Source organism: Modestobacter sp. VKM Ac-2977, from assembly GCF_026968045.1.
In the GTDB taxonomy this organism is placed as follows: Bacteria; Actinomycetota; Actinomycetes; order Mycobacteriales; family Geodermatophilaceae; genus Modestobacter.
In genome coordinates this window covers 729051-741696 of sequence record NZ_JAPVBQ010000002.1, presented here as the reverse complement: position 1 = coordinate 741696, position 12646 = coordinate 729051, and the positions used below count along the sequence as shown (strand labels likewise).

The window sequence follows — 12646 nt, the reverse complement described above, 5'->3', positions numbered from 1 at the left end:
CGGAGTGCCTCGGTGTCCGCCCCCGCCGTCAGCCGGCCGGGGCGGGCGGCTGGGTGGTCGGCGTGGTGGCCGGTGGGCCAGCCGGCGTCGTACCGCCGGCTGCCGGGTCCCCGGCAGCCGGGTCGACCGGCGGCTCGGGCGGGGGCACGCAGTGGATGATCGCCTCGGCCGCGTAGCGGGTGTCGAAGTCCTCCCGACGCAGCTCGGCCTGGCTGTCGAGGTCGCGGAACACCCGGGTCACGGTGATGTCGAAGCCACGCGACCCCGACTGGGGCGTGCAGTTCCCCTCGTCCACCTTCTCCTGGACGGCGGGTTCCCGGATGTTGCGGCGCTCGCTGCTGATCGACTCGATGTCGTAGTACTTCGTGCCCCAGAAGGTGACCGTGAGGGAGCCGGGCGTCCACTCGGTCTGCACGTAGATGCCGGTGTCGGTGTCGTTGCGCCACTTGAGGTCGATCTGACCCTCGTAGACCGTGGCCTCACGTCCCGCCGGGTAGCGGCTGATGTAGAAGCTGTGCGGCTTGTGGTGGACGTCCTCCAGTCCGGCGAAGAACACCGCGTTGAACATGGTGGTCGCGAACTGGCTGATCCCACCGCCCACCGCCTGCGACAGTTCACCGCCGCTGATCACCGCCGCCGGGACGTAGCCCTGCGCCGTGCCGCGTGGGCCGGTGTACCCGTTGAGGCTGAAGGTCTCGCCCGGCCGGACCAGGGCGCCGTCGACCTCCTCGGCCACCACGCGGATGTTCGTGCCACTGGCCTGGTTGGTGAACTCGGTGGTGAAGGAGCTGACCTTCTCGGTGATGCCCAGCGCCTGCGCCTGCTCGGTCGTGAGGGAGGCCGGCACCGGGCCGAGCTCGCCGGTGACCGTGCGCGGAGCGGGTTCGGTGAGCACCGGGAGCAGTTGGTCGGCCAGCTGGGCCGGGTTGATGCCCTGGCCGTCGACCGACGGGACGACGGCGATCGTGTCACCGGAGACCTCGAACCGGGCGTCCTGGGCGGGGGAGCCGAAGACGCCGAAGGCCTCGCCCATCTGCGCCTGCAGCGTCGCCGGGTCGACGGCGACGGCGAGGGTCCCGTCGTCCTGGGGGGTGAAGGTCAGCGACGCGGCGATCGCGGTGACCGGGATCTCCACGGACTCGGACTCGGGGCCGACCACGGTGACCGGCGCCGAGAGCGCCGGGGCGACCGTCTCCTCCAGCACCCGGGCTGCCTCCTCGGCCGCCACCTGCACCTCGGTCACGTCGACCGGGAGCTCGATCGGGTCGTCGACCGCGCCACCCGCGGCCAGCGTGGCGGTGATCGCCTCGGCGGCGCCGGCCCGGTCCAGGGCGCGGCCGTCGACCGGCTCCACGAGGGACGGTTCGGTGCCGTCGAGGGTGATGGTGGCGTCGACCGGTGCACGGTCGACGGTGGCGGCGAGCTGGTCGAGTTGTGCGGCCAGCGCCGTCTCGTCGGCGGTGAGGACGGCGTCGACGTCGCGATCGGTGAACAGCGAGGTGAGCCGGGTCCACGGGTTGAGGGGCTGGTCGTCGACGGCGTCCACGGTGGCCGGCACGTCCAGGGTGATCCCTGCCGTCGCCGGGTGCAGCACGCCCGTCACGTCGTCGGCCACCACCGGGTGGTCGGCGGCGACCTTCGGCGCCAGGTCGCCCTCCAGCCGCTGTGCGGCAGCAGCGGGGGAGAGCCCACCCACGTCGACGCCGCCGACGACGGTCCCGCGGGGCACGTCGCCTCCGGCGAGGGCCAGGTCGGCGCCGTAGAGGACGCCCAGGGTGAGCAGGACGGCCGCAGGCACCAGCACCCTGCGTCGGCGCCACGCGGGCGCGCTGCCCCCGTCGCCGTCGTCGCTGCCGTCCCCGCCACCGGCGGGGCCCACCGGCGGCGGCCCGCCAGGCCCGCTCGGAGCGGCGACGGACGAGGAGCCGGTCGGGGCCATCGGGCGAGCCGCGCTTCCGTTGCCGTTGTCCGCGGGCGTGGGGGCCGGGGTGTCGACGCGGGTGACCACGGCGGTGTCCTCGACCGCGGACCCGACCGCCGGGGCGCCCGCGACCGTGGGGGAGTCGGCCGGCGAGGTCGTCTCGAGCGCTGGTGTGAGTGCCCCGGGGACCGGGGGCTGGTCCGGTGCGGCCGGCGGCGCGGAACCGTCTGCCTCGACGGGAGGGCCGATCACCTGGGTGTCCCCGGGCTGCGGGGTGTCCCCTGACTGATCGCTGTCCGACTGATCGCTGTCCGCGGGTCGCTGGGTGTCTGCGGGTCGCTGCGGGTCCACGGGCTGCTCGAGGTCCGGGGGTCGCGGCGGGTCCACGGGCAGCTCGGCGTCCGTGGAGTGTCGGGGGTCGGCACCGTCGGCGGTGTCGGCGGGTGCCAGTGGCTCGGCCGCAGCCGAGGGTCCGGCATCGGCGGGCCCGGCCTTGGTCGGGGCCGGCGGTGCGGGCGGCGCCGGGCGGCTGCTGCCGACGGTGCCGTCGGGCTGCAGGCGCACGGTGTCCGAGACCCCGCGGGATTCCTGCGGCATCGGTCGATCTCCGGATCGCGGGGGACCGGTGGCCGGTCCCGACGACGACGAAGCCGCCGACCCCCCGGTCCCGCGGTGCGGGTCCGGGCTGTCGGCGGCTTCGTCGGGTGAGGGCTTCATCGCTGGCGCGACGATAGTTGGCCCACTCAGTTGGAGAGGCGCGCCTCGCCGTCGGTCTCGATGATGTCGGCCGCGATGTCGCGGAGCTTGTCCTCGTACTCACGTGCGTGGTGTCCACAGAAGACGAGGTCGCTCCCACTCGGGAGGACCACTCGCACCTTGGCCAGAGCACCGCAACGGTCGCAGTGGAAGGGAACGACGAGTTCTTCGGTGGGCGGGGTCGTCGTCAGCGTCTGGGTCATCTGGCTCATCACTCGCTCTCTACCGCACGGACCCGCGGCTGCGGATCGGCCTCCTGCACAGCGCCAGGATGGCCCCTCGTGTTCCCGTTCCTGCGCCTGTCGTGCACGAACTCGCCGAATGAGATCCGGCCGTGACACTCGAGGTGCGGGTGGAGCGGGTCAGCAGGGGACGTCACTGGTTCGGAACTGGGTCCGGATGGTGCACGTGCTGGGTGGTGCTGTCACCGGCTGGCGGTGTGTGGGTCCGCTGCTGTTCTGACGTCCCCCACGCTACGCCGTCTACCCGATGCGTGCCGCCGTACACCGTCCCGTCACCCGTTGGGAGCGGTCGACCCGCTCGCGCGCCGGACGCACCAGCGGCCGGTGACCCCTCGGGTCACCGGCCGCAGCCGACGTGCTGGAACGGCCCCCGCAGGACGAGAGGGCTTCGCCCGGCCCCCTCCAGGGGCCCGCCCTGAGCGTGCGAAGGGTGGGGAGGAGGGGCGCCTCGTCAGTCCAGGTAGTCGCGCAGGACCTGGGAGCGGCTGGGGTGGCGCAGCTTGGACATCGTCTTGGACTCGATCTGCCGGATCCGCTCGCGGGTGACCCCGTAGACCTGGCCGATCTCGTCCAGGGTGCGCGGCTGGCCGTCGGTGAGCCCGAACCGCAGCCGGACGACGCCGGCCTCCCGCTCCGACAGCGTCTGCAGCACGCTGGTCAGCTGGTCCTGCATCAGGGTGAAGCTGACCGCGTCGACGGCCACGACGGCCTCGGAGTCCTCGATGAAGTCACCGAGCTGGCTGTCGCCCTCGTCGCCGATGGTCTGGTCCAGGCTGATCGGCTCCCGGGCGTACTGCTGGATCTCCAGCACCTTCTCCGGGGTGATGTCCATCTCCTTGGCCAGCTCCTCCGGGGTGGGCTCGCGGCCCAGGTCCTGGAGCAGCTCGCGCTGGATGCGGCCGAGCTTGTTGATGACCTCGACCATGTGCACCGGGATGCGGATGGTGCGGGCCTGGTCGGCCATCGCGCGGGTGATCGCCTGCCGGATCCACCAGGTGGCGTAGGTGGAGAACTTGTAGCCCTTGGTGTAGTCGAACTTCTCCACCGCGCGGATCAACCCGAGGTTGCCCTCCTGGATCAGGTCCAGGAACGCCATGCCGCGGCCGGTGTAGCGCTTGGCCAGCGAGACGACCAGGCGGAGGTTCGCCTCCAGCAGGTGGTTCTTCGCGCGCTCGCCGTCCCGGACGATCCAGTTGAGGTCACGGCGCATCTGCGGGGACAGCTTCTGGCCGTCCTCCTCCACCTGGCGGAGCCGCTCGGCGCCGTAGAGGCCGGCCTCGATCCGCTTGGCGAGGTCGACCTCCTCCTCGGCGGTGAGCAGGGCGACCTTGCCGATCTGCTTGAGGTAGGCGCGGACGGAGTCGGCCGAGGCGGTGAGTTCGGCGTCCTTGCGGGCCTGCCGCAGCGCCTCGGACTCCTCCTCGTCGTCCCACTCGAAGTCGCCGCTGGTCTCGGCGTCCTTCTCCTCGGTCTCGGCGACGGCGACGCCGTCCTTGCCGGTCACGACGGTCTCGTCGAGCTTGAGGCCCTCGGTGCCGGCGTCGACCACGGCGACGGCCGACCCGTCGGAGGCGACGGTGGTGAGGACGGTGCCCTCACCGGCGCCCGGCGAGGGGCTGATCGTCGGCTTGCGGGAGGCGGCCTTCTTCGCCGGGGCCCTCTTGGCCGGGGCCTTCTTGCCCGCCGCGGTCACCGGTGCGGTGGTCGACGAGGCGGTGGCACGGGCGGCGACCGTCCTGCTGCGACTCTGGCTGCTCACCGTGGTCGCGTCCGGTCCTGGCTGGTCGGCGGGCACTCGGGTTCCTTCCCGTGCTACTGCAGTGCGTTCCTGGAGGGCCGTGGTGGCCCGCGGGCAGCGGCCCGGACGATGCTCGGACGGTCACAGGGCCCACCGACGGACCGGACGAGACACACGCCGTGCGGGGTTTCGACCGGGCTGGGAGTGGGGATGACCTGCTGGCTGGGGGAGCGTCGCAGTGGGGCGTTCCCATTGTAACGACGGGCACGCGGCGGTCCACAGGTTCTGTACACACGACCCGGTGACCGGTCCGCCCTCCCCTCCCCGCGCGGAGAGGGGAGCGGCCGACGTCAGTCCGTCGTCACTGACCGATGTGCTGCTCGGCCGCGAGTGCCGCCCCGACGATCCCGGCGTCGTTGAGCAGCTCGGCGGCGACCACCCGGGTGCGGGTGGACAGCAGCGGCACCCACTTCTCCGCCTTCTTGCTCACCCCGCCGCCGACGATGATCAGGTCGGGCCAGAGGCTGGCCTCCAGGGTGTCGAGGTACCGGTCCACGCGCTTGGCCCACTGCGGGTAGCTGAGCTCCTCGCGCTCCCGGGCCGACGCCGACGCACGCTTCTCGCCGTCCTGGCCGTCGACCTCGATGTGGCCGAACTCGGTGTTGGGCACGAGGGTGCCGTCGATGAACAGCGCGCTGCCGATGCCGGTGCCGAAGGTGAGCATCAGCACCAGACCGCGCTCACCCCGGCCGGCGCCGTAGGCCATCTCCGCGATGCCGGCGGCGTCGGCGTCGTTGAGCGTCTGGACGGTGCCGGGGATGACCGCCTCGAGCCCGGCGGCCATGTCGGTGCCGATCCAGCTCTTGTCCATGTTGGCGGCGGTGAAGGCCTCCCCGTGCTTCATCACCCCCGGGTAGGTGACGCCGATGCGTCCCTCCCACCCGAACTGCCCGACGATGTCGGCCACGACGCCGTAGACCGGGTCGGGCAGGGCCGGCTGCGGGGTCGGGATGCGCACCCGATCCCCGACCAGCTCGCCCCTGTCCAGGTCGACCACACAGCCCTTGATGCCGCTGCCACCGATGTCCACTCCGAAGCCCTGCACGGAGGCAGGCTAGCGACCCCTGCCGCGGACGGCGCACAGGTCGGGCAGGATCGCTCTCCGTGATGACCTCCGGCACCCCCGTGCCCGACCTGTCCACCGAGCTGCTGGAGCTGGCCCGGGCCACCGCCGAGGAGGCGGCGGTCCTCGTCGGGGCGGGGCGCAGCCGCGCGGCGGAGCAGGTCGACACCAAGTCCAGCCCGGTCGACGTCGTGACCGCCGTCGACACCGCCAGCGAGGAGCTCATCGTCCGCCGGCTGCTCGAGGCCCGGCCGGACGACGGGGTGCAGGGGGAGGAGGGCGCGTCCCGTACGGGCACCAGCGGCGTCCGGTGGGTGGTCGACCCGATCGACGGCACCGTGAACTTCCTCTACGGCCTGCCCGCCTACGCCGTCTCCATCGCCGGCGAGGTCGACGGCCGCACGGAGGTCGGCGTGGTGCTCAACGTCGGCACCGGCGAGCTGTTCACCGCGGTCCGCGGTCGGGGCGCCTGGCTCACCGCCCCGGGGGCGGCGGCGATGCAGCTGCACGGCAGCTCACCGGCCTCGCTGGAGCAGACCCTGGTGGCGACCGGCTTCGGGTACCGGGTGGAGCAGCGCCGGGCCCAGGGTGCGGTCGTCGCGCAGCTGCTCCCCGAGGTGCGGGACATCCGCCGCTGGGGGTGCGCCTCGCTGGACCTGTGCGCGGCAGCGGCAGGCCGGGTGGACGCGTACTACGAGCTGGACCTCAAGCCCTGGGACCACGCGGCCGGCGCGCTCATCGCCGCGGAGGCGGGGCTGGTCGTCACCGGGACGGGTGGCCGCCCGTTCGCCGAGCCGATGGCGGTCGCGGTGGCTGAGTCGGTCGCCGAGCCCCTGCTCGCGCTGCTGGACCGGCTGCACGCCGCCGGCTGACCGGGGACCCGCGGCGGGTCAGCAGTCCGCTTCGGCGCTCGCCGCCTCGAGCAGTGCGGCGGCGACCTCCTCCTCGCTGGCCAAGGCGGCGAAGTCCGGCCCGATCACGAGGTCGACGACGCCGGTGGAGCGGGTGTCGACGCGGTTGGTGGCGCCGGGCAGGTACAGCCGCACGAAGTTGGCGGCGTCCCGTCCCGGGCCGGCGAACCGCAGCTCCCCGACCCCGGTCACGTCGGCGGTGCTGGGGTCGTTGGCGGTCTCGGTGACGACGAACCCGCGGCTCTCCAGGGTCGTGGTGACCTCACCGGCCAGTCCCGGGGTGTCCGTGGCGTTGTAGACCCGGAGCGACACCGTGGCCGGGTCCAGCTCGGTCGGCACGTTGCTGGCGCTGCTGCAGACCGCTTCCTCGGCCTGCTCCCGGGCCCGCTCGTCACTGAGCACGTTCCACCACACGCCCATGGCGGCCAGGGCGAGCACCAGCAGGAACACCAGGGCGGGCACCGGCCGGCGGTTGCGGCGCGGGGCGTCGGGTCCGCGCTCGGCGGTGTCGTCGGCGAGCTCGGTCACTGGGTCCTCACGGCGGCCGGCACGTACACGCGGTCGACCCTAGCGGCGTCCGGAGCGGCTACAGCGCACCGTCCTCGAGTGCGGCGCGTCCCAGCTCCACGCAGGGGTCGATCTTGTCGGCATAGCCGGTGGTGTCCTTGCCGGCCATCGCGCCGGCCGCCGACCGGGCCACGATGCCGGCGACGATCGCGGCGAACTTGAAGTAGGCGAAGCCCACGTACCAGTTCAGGTCCGACAGGTCGGCGCCGCTGCTCGCGGCGTACCGCTCGGCCAGCTCCAGCCGGGTCGGGAAACCGGGCAGCGTGGTGACCTGCGAGACCGAGACGGCCCGCTCCTCGCCGGCCTGCGGCCAGTAGACGAAGAGCATCCCCAGGTCGGTGAGCGGGTCGCCCAGCGTGGACATCTCCCAGTCCAGGACGGCGCGCACCCGGCCGGGTGCCTGGGGGTCCAGCAGGCAGTTGTCCAGTCGGTAGTCGCCGTGCGTGATGCCCGTGCGCCGGGTGGCGGGCACCGTCTCGGCCAGCCGGGCGGCCAGTGCGTCCAGCGCCGGCCGGTCGGTGTCGCGAGTGGCGTCCCACTGCTTGGTCCAGCGGCGCACCTGTCGCTCCAGGAAGCCCTCGGGCCGGCCGAAGTCGCTCAGCCCGACCGCGGTGGGGTCGACGGCGTGCAGGGCGGCGAGGGTGTCCATCAGGCCGTCGGCGACCGCTCCGCGCTGGGCCGGCTCGTCGGCGTACCCGGGCGGCAGCTCGCTGGCCACGTGCACGCCCACCACGCGTTCCATCACGTAGAACGGGGCGCCCAGCACGGAGGTGTCGGTGGCCAGGTGCAACGTGCGGGGCACCGGCACCGGGGTGCCGGCCAGCGCGGAGATGACCCGGTGCTCGCGCACCATGTCGTGGGCGGTGGCCAGCACCGCACCCGTCGGCGGCCGGCGCAGGATCACCGCGTCGTCCTCCGGGCCGCCCTCCGGCGTCACCACGTACGTGAGGTTCGACATGCCCGCGGCGATCAGCTCGACCCGGACCGATCGCCACTTCTCGTGCCCGAGAGCAGTCGCCAGATAGGGGCCGACGACCCCCGGATCAGCACCCACTGGAGTCCCCACGGCGGCAGGGTAGCCTCTGCCGCTCCTCGGCTCGGCCGGCCTCCCGGAGGTCCCGATGTGTCGGTCTCCGACAGGCGGGCACAAACCGGGGCCGGACGGCGTTGGGCGGCTGGCTGGGTGCAGGACGCCGGGACGACCAGGAGGCGTGCTCGCCCACCGGTCGACCCGGACCAGTCGGGTGCACCACCGAGCGACCCGGGACAGGGGCCATGTGGCTCCCGGACCGGCGCGACACCCCCGGCCGCTCCTGGCGGCCGGCACCACCGCCGTCGGCGCCCGCCGCCGACGGCAGACGAGCGGGCCGTGCGCCCGCGACGAAGAGAGAGTGAGGGGCACACCATGGCCCAGGACTACGACGCCCCCCGGCGCAACGAGGCCGACGAGCTCGGCGAGGACTCCCTGGAGGAGCTGAAGGCCCGTCGGGCCGAGGCGCAGTCCTCCTCGGTGGACGTCGACGAGACCGACTTCAACGAGGCTCTCGAGCTCCCCGGAGCGGACCTGTCGAACGAGGAGCTCACTGTCCGCGTGCTGCCCAAGCAGGAGGACGAGTTCACCTGCTCGCGCTGCTTCCTGGTGCACCACCGCAGCCGGTTGGCGGCCACCCGCAACGGGCAGCCGGTCTGCCGGGACTGCGCGGCCTGAGCAAGGACCCCGCTGCCCCGACACCTCGCAAGCTCGGCGCGGGACCCTGCAGCGGGGCCGTTCCAGCACGTCACCTGCTCGCGGCGGTGCCCGGCGAGGGGGCCGTTCGAGCACGTCACTGTCGAGGGGGAACCGATGAGCCAGCAGCCGCGTGACGTCCCGCCGCCGCGTCCCGTGGGCGGGACGCCGGTGGAGGGGGAGGTCGTCGGCGCCGACGGCCTCGGTGCAGCTGCGCGTGCCCTCGCCGACGCCGTGGCCGGGCTGCTCGGCCGCGACGAACCCGGCGTGGGCACCCGCGGGCGGGACGGCAGCGGACCGGGCCGGACGGCCGCGGGAGCGCGGGCGGCGACCGGTGTGCTCGCCGACGTCGTCTCCGCGGTGACCGCCGCGGCCCGGGACGCCCGGGCCGGCTCCGGGCGCGAGAGCACCGCGGGCACGGACGACCGCGGGGGGACCCCCCGCGGGAGGACGACCCGCGGGGGGTCGGCCCCCTCCGGCCTGCTGGGTGACCTCCTGGACGCGGCCGCTCCCCGGCTGCCGATCCGGGACGGGGCCCGGCTGCGACGGGCTCATCCCGGCGCCTCCGACGGGGAGATCGCCGATGCCCTCGTCGCCCGGGCGGCCCGGCTCACCGGTGGGGTCGGCGCCGCGACCGGCGGTCTGGCGGCGGCGCAGTGGTTCGCGCCACCGTCCCTGGTCGCCGTCCCGCTGGAGCTCGGTGCGCAGACCGTGCTGGTGGCCGCCGTCGAGGTGGTGCTGGTCGGGGAGCTGCACGAGCTGGCCGGCCGGCCGGCGCCGGGCGACGCCCGGGCCCGGGCCGGTGCCTACCTGGCCAGCTGGAGCACCCAGCGGGCCGTCGGGAGCACCTCCTCCGGCGGGCTGTTCGCCGCGCTGAGCACGGCCGGGACGGCTGCGCTGCGGCGTCGGATCACCCGCCGCCTGGCCCGGAGCACGACGTCGGTGGCACCTCTGCTGGTCGGTGCGACCCTGGCCGCCCGCGGCAACCGCAAGGCGACGGGTGCGCTGGCCGACCGGCTGCGCGCCGACCTCGGGCTGCCGCCGTCCGCTCCCGGCGCCTGACCGCCGGGTCGGCCCGCACGGGCACCGGTCGGCGCGGCTAGCCTCGCCGCCGTGCCCGTTCCCTCGCCCGAGCAGCCCCCGGCCGGCGTGGCCGCTGCGGTCGACGTGCCCGTCGTCCTCGGCGCCGCCGCCGTTCTCCCGGCCTACGCCCTGCCCGGTGACGCCGGCGCCGACCTGTGCGTGGCCGAGGACGTGGTGCTCGCGCCGCACCAGCGCGCGCTGGTGGGCACGGGGGTCTCCGTCGCGATCCCCGAGGGGTTCGCCGGCTTCGTGCACCCACGCTCGGGACTGGCACACCGACTCGGGCTCAGCCTGGTGAACGCGCCGGGCACGATCGACGCGGGCTACCGGGGCGAGATCAAGGTCAACCTGGTCAACCTCGACCCCACCACCACGCTGCGGCTCTCCCGCGGCGACCGGGTGGCCCAGCTGGTGGTGCAGCCGGTGGTGCGGGCCCGTTTCGTGCCGGTCCCCGAGCTGCCCGGCAGCGAGCGCGGCAGCGGCGGGCACGGCTCCACCGGCGGCGCAGCTGTGCTGGCCGCCGACCTGACCCCCTCATCTCTGGAAGGACGGGCCTGACGATGCCGTTCGGACGTCGACGCAACCGGATCGACCGCAGCCTGCGGGAGCGGGGCGTGCCCCCGGAACCGCAGGTGCGGGAGCGGGAGGAGACAGCGACCAGCGGGCCGTGGGACGAGGCCGACGCCCCGGAGGACGGTCGGCCGCGCGTCGACCTCGGGTCCCTCCGGCTGCCGGCCCTCCCCGGCATGGAGCTGCGGGTGGACGTCAACGCCCAGCAGAAGGTGGTCGGAGCCAGCCTCCGTGCCGGCGACTCCCTGTTGCAGCTGTCGGTCTTCGCCGCCCCGCGTGCCGGCGGCCTGTGGGACGACGTGCGCGCCGAGCTCGCCCGCGGGGCGAGCGGGCAGGGCGGCCGGCTCACCGAGGTGGACGGGCCGTTCGGCCGTGAGCTGGTCGGGTCGATCCTGGTCGCGGCGCCCCCGCAGGCCGGGGAGACCGGGGCGCCGAAGCCGGTGCGCCGTCCCACCCGCTTCCTGGGCGTCGACGGCCCGCGGTGGTTCCTCCGCGGGATGATCAGTGGCTCCGCGGCCGCGGAGCCGGAGACGGCTGCGCCGCTGGAGGCGGCGTTCCGGTCCGTCGTCGTCGTCCGCGGGCCGGAGCCGATGCCCGTGCGCGAACAGCTCCCCCTGACGCTGCCCCCGCAGGCAGCCCAGCAGGTCGCCCGCCGGCAGGCCGCGGGCCAGGCCGCACGACCGCCCGCCCGCCGGCCCGCCGCACCGCCCAGCGGGCCGCCGGCCGCGCCTCCGACCGCGCCTCCGACGCCGCCGCCGGCCGCGTCCCCGGTCACGCCGCCCGCCGAGCCGGGGACCGTCGGGTGACCGAGCCCGTCCGGCACGACTACGGCCCCGGGCCCGACCAGTTCGTGGAGGTCTCCCTGCCGGCCGGCGACGGCCCGGCGCCCGTCGTGGTCGTGGTGCACGGCGGCTTCTGGCGGGCCCGCTACGGCATCGAGCTGGCCCGTCCCCTGGCCGCCGACCTCGCCGCACGCGGGTGGGCCGCGGTGGCCGTCGAGTACCGCCGGGTCGGTGCCGGTGGCGGCTGGCCCACCACGCTCCAGGACGTCGCCGCTGCGGTGGACGCCCTCCCCGACGTGCCGTCCGCGGCGCGCCTGGACCTCGGTGACGTCACCGTCCTGGGCCACTCCGCGGGCGGGCACCTCGCGGCGTGGACCGCCGGCCGCGGCCGGTTGCCCGCCGGGGCGCCGGGGGCGGACCCGCGGGTGCCGGTCAGCGCAGTCGTCGCCCAGGCCGGCGTGCTGGACCTGGGTGCGGCGGTCGCCGCCGACCTCGGGGACGGGGCCACGGTCGCCTTCCTCGGCGGCACGCCGGCGGAGCTGCCCGACCGGTACGCCGCGGCCGACCCGGTGCGGCTGCTGCCGACCGGGGTGCCGGTCCTCTGCGTGCACGGGGAGGAGGACACGTCCGTGCCGCTGGACCAGAGCCGGCGGTTCGCCGCCGCCGCGGCCGCGGTCGGGGACACCGTCGAGGTGGCGGTCGTCCCCGGTGACCACATGGCCGTGATCGACGTCTCCGGTACGGCCTGGCGACGCACCGTGGACTGGCTGGCCGACCGTCGGACAGCGGCCGTCGGCCGCACTACCCTGGGATCGTGACCGAGACCAGGACCGGTGCCTCCACGGAGCCCGGCGCGCGGGGCTGGCTGTCCCGCAAGCTCCAGAAGCTCACCGCCGACGACCGGACCGTGGACGCCCAGGAGCTCCGCTCCGGGGTGGCGTCCGCCGGCTGCTCGGCGGTCAGCGCCTGCCGCAAGGGCGAGGTCGTGACGGTCACCGGTCGGCTGAAGTCGGTCGTCTACACCCCGCGCGAGACGGTGCCCACCCTGGAGGCCGAGCTCTTCGACGGTTCCGGGTCGGTCACGCTGGTCTGGCTGGGCCGCCGCCGGATCCCGGGCATCGAGCCCGGTCGCCGGCTCACCGCACGCGGGCGCTTCGCGGCCTTCGAGGGCCGGCAGGTCATCTACAACCCCTGGTACGAGCTGAGCGCCGGGTGACCCGGTCGTCG

Annotated in this window: 13 protein-coding genes; 7 read left to right on the top strand and 6 right to left on the bottom strand. The window is 74.8% G+C overall.

Annotation, left to right across the window (positions count from 1 at the left end; genetic code table 11):
* Positions 1-28: 28 nt before the first annotated feature.
* The 4 genes from O2V63_RS11185 to ppgK all read right to left on the bottom strand — a co-directional run bounded on the left by O2V63_RS11185 (position 29) and on the right by ppgK (position 5762).
* Entirely contained in the window at positions 29-1798 is a 1770-nt protein-coding gene (locus tag O2V63_RS11185) for a VanW family protein (RefSeq protein ID WP_269167596.1), read from the bottom strand.
* An 866-nt stretch (positions 1799-2664) separates the two neighbouring features.
* On the bottom strand, positions 2665-2889 hold the full coding sequence (locus O2V63_RS11180) for a DUF7455 domain-containing protein (protein ID WP_231558401.1): 225 nt from the start codon (positions 2887-2889) through the stop codon (positions 2665-2667).
* A gap of 481 nt (positions 2890-3370) precedes the next feature.
* Complete coding sequence (locus O2V63_RS11175; RefSeq protein WP_269167595.1) at positions 3371-4714, bottom strand: RNA polymerase sigma factor; 1344 nt, start codon at positions 4712-4714, stop codon at positions 3371-3373.
* 304 nt (positions 4715-5018) lie between these two features.
* Positions 5019-5762: a polyphosphate--glucose phosphotransferase gene (ppgK, locus tag O2V63_RS11170; protein ID WP_269167594.1), complete on the bottom strand. Its 744-nt coding sequence runs from the start codon at positions 5760-5762 to the stop codon at positions 5019-5021.
* Between the two features lie 62 nt (positions 5763-5824).
* Here ppgK and O2V63_RS11165 point away from each other — a divergent pair, with 62 nt between their 5' ends.
* The gene (locus O2V63_RS11165) at positions 5825-6652 is read left to right on the top strand and encodes an inositol monophosphatase family protein (protein WP_269167593.1); all 828 of its coding nucleotides are present in this window, start codon (positions 5825-5827) and stop codon (positions 6650-6652) included.
* Between the two features lie 18 nt (positions 6653-6670).
* Here the strand turns inward: O2V63_RS11165 and O2V63_RS11160 are convergent, their stop codons facing one another.
* Entirely contained in the window at positions 6671-7219 is a 549-nt protein-coding gene (locus O2V63_RS11160; RefSeq protein WP_269167592.1) for a LytR C-terminal domain-containing protein, read from the bottom strand.
* Between the two features lie 58 nt (positions 7220-7277).
* Positions 7278-8324 (bottom strand): phosphotransferase family protein, encoded by a 1047-nt coding sequence (locus O2V63_RS11155; protein ID WP_269167591.1) that lies wholly within the window; start codon positions 8322-8324, stop codon positions 7278-7280.
* Between the two features lie 339 nt (positions 8325-8663).
* Between O2V63_RS11155 and O2V63_RS11150 the strand changes: the two genes are divergently transcribed.
* The 6 genes from O2V63_RS11150 (at position 8664) to O2V63_RS11125 (ending at position 12635) form a co-directional block, all read left to right on the top strand.
* Complete coding sequence (locus O2V63_RS11150; protein ID WP_036336978.1) at positions 8664-8966, top strand: DUF4193 domain-containing protein; 303 nt, start codon at positions 8664-8666, stop codon at positions 8964-8966.
* Between the two features lie 135 nt (positions 8967-9101).
* Positions 9102-10046, top strand: coding sequence for a hypothetical protein (locus O2V63_RS11145; protein ID WP_269167590.1), 945 nt, complete (start codon positions 9102-9104; stop codon positions 10044-10046).
* Positions 10047-10097: 51 nt separating this feature from the next.
* Positions 10098-10625: a dUTP diphosphatase gene (gene dut, locus O2V63_RS11140; protein ID WP_269167589.1), complete on the top strand. Its 528-nt coding sequence runs from the start codon at positions 10098-10100 to the stop codon at positions 10623-10625.
* A gap of 2 nt (positions 10626-10627) precedes the next feature.
* Positions 10628-11443 (top strand): DUF3710 domain-containing protein, encoded by an 816-nt coding sequence (locus O2V63_RS11135; protein WP_269167588.1) that lies wholly within the window; start codon positions 10628-10630, stop codon positions 11441-11443.
* Positions 11440-12237, top strand: coding sequence for an alpha/beta hydrolase family protein (locus O2V63_RS11130; RefSeq protein WP_269167587.1), 798 nt, complete (start codon positions 11440-11442; stop codon positions 12235-12237). The genes O2V63_RS11135 and O2V63_RS11130 overlap by 4 nt, the downstream gene beginning before the upstream one ends.
* Positions 12234-12635: an OB-fold nucleic acid binding domain-containing protein gene (locus O2V63_RS11125; protein WP_052091504.1), complete on the top strand. Its 402-nt coding sequence runs from the start codon at positions 12234-12236 to the stop codon at positions 12633-12635. Before O2V63_RS11130 ends, O2V63_RS11125 begins: the two co-directional genes overlap by 4 nt.
* Positions 12636-12646: the final 11 nt, after the last annotated feature.

Excerpts from the sequence above, each read along its gene's own strand:
- O2V63_RS11180 (WP_231558401.1), bottom strand. The coding sequence starts at position 2,889 with ATGAGCCAGATGACCCAGACGCTGACGACGACCCCGCCCACCGAAGAA.
- O2V63_RS11165 (WP_269167593.1), top strand. The coding sequence starts at position 5,825 with ATGACCTCCGGCACCCCCGTGCCCGACCTGTCCACCGAGCTGCTGGAG.
- O2V63_RS11150 (WP_036336978.1), top strand. The coding sequence starts at position 8,664 with ATGGCCCAGGACTACGACGCCCCCCGGCGCAACGAGGCCGACGAGCTC.
- O2V63_RS11145 (WP_269167590.1), top strand. The coding sequence starts at position 9,102 with ATGAGCCAGCAGCCGCGTGACGTCCCGCCGCCGCGTCCCGTGGGCGGG.
- O2V63_RS11135 (WP_269167588.1), top strand. The coding sequence starts at position 10,628 with ATGCCGTTCGGACGTCGACGCAACCGGATCGACCGCAGCCTGCGGGAG.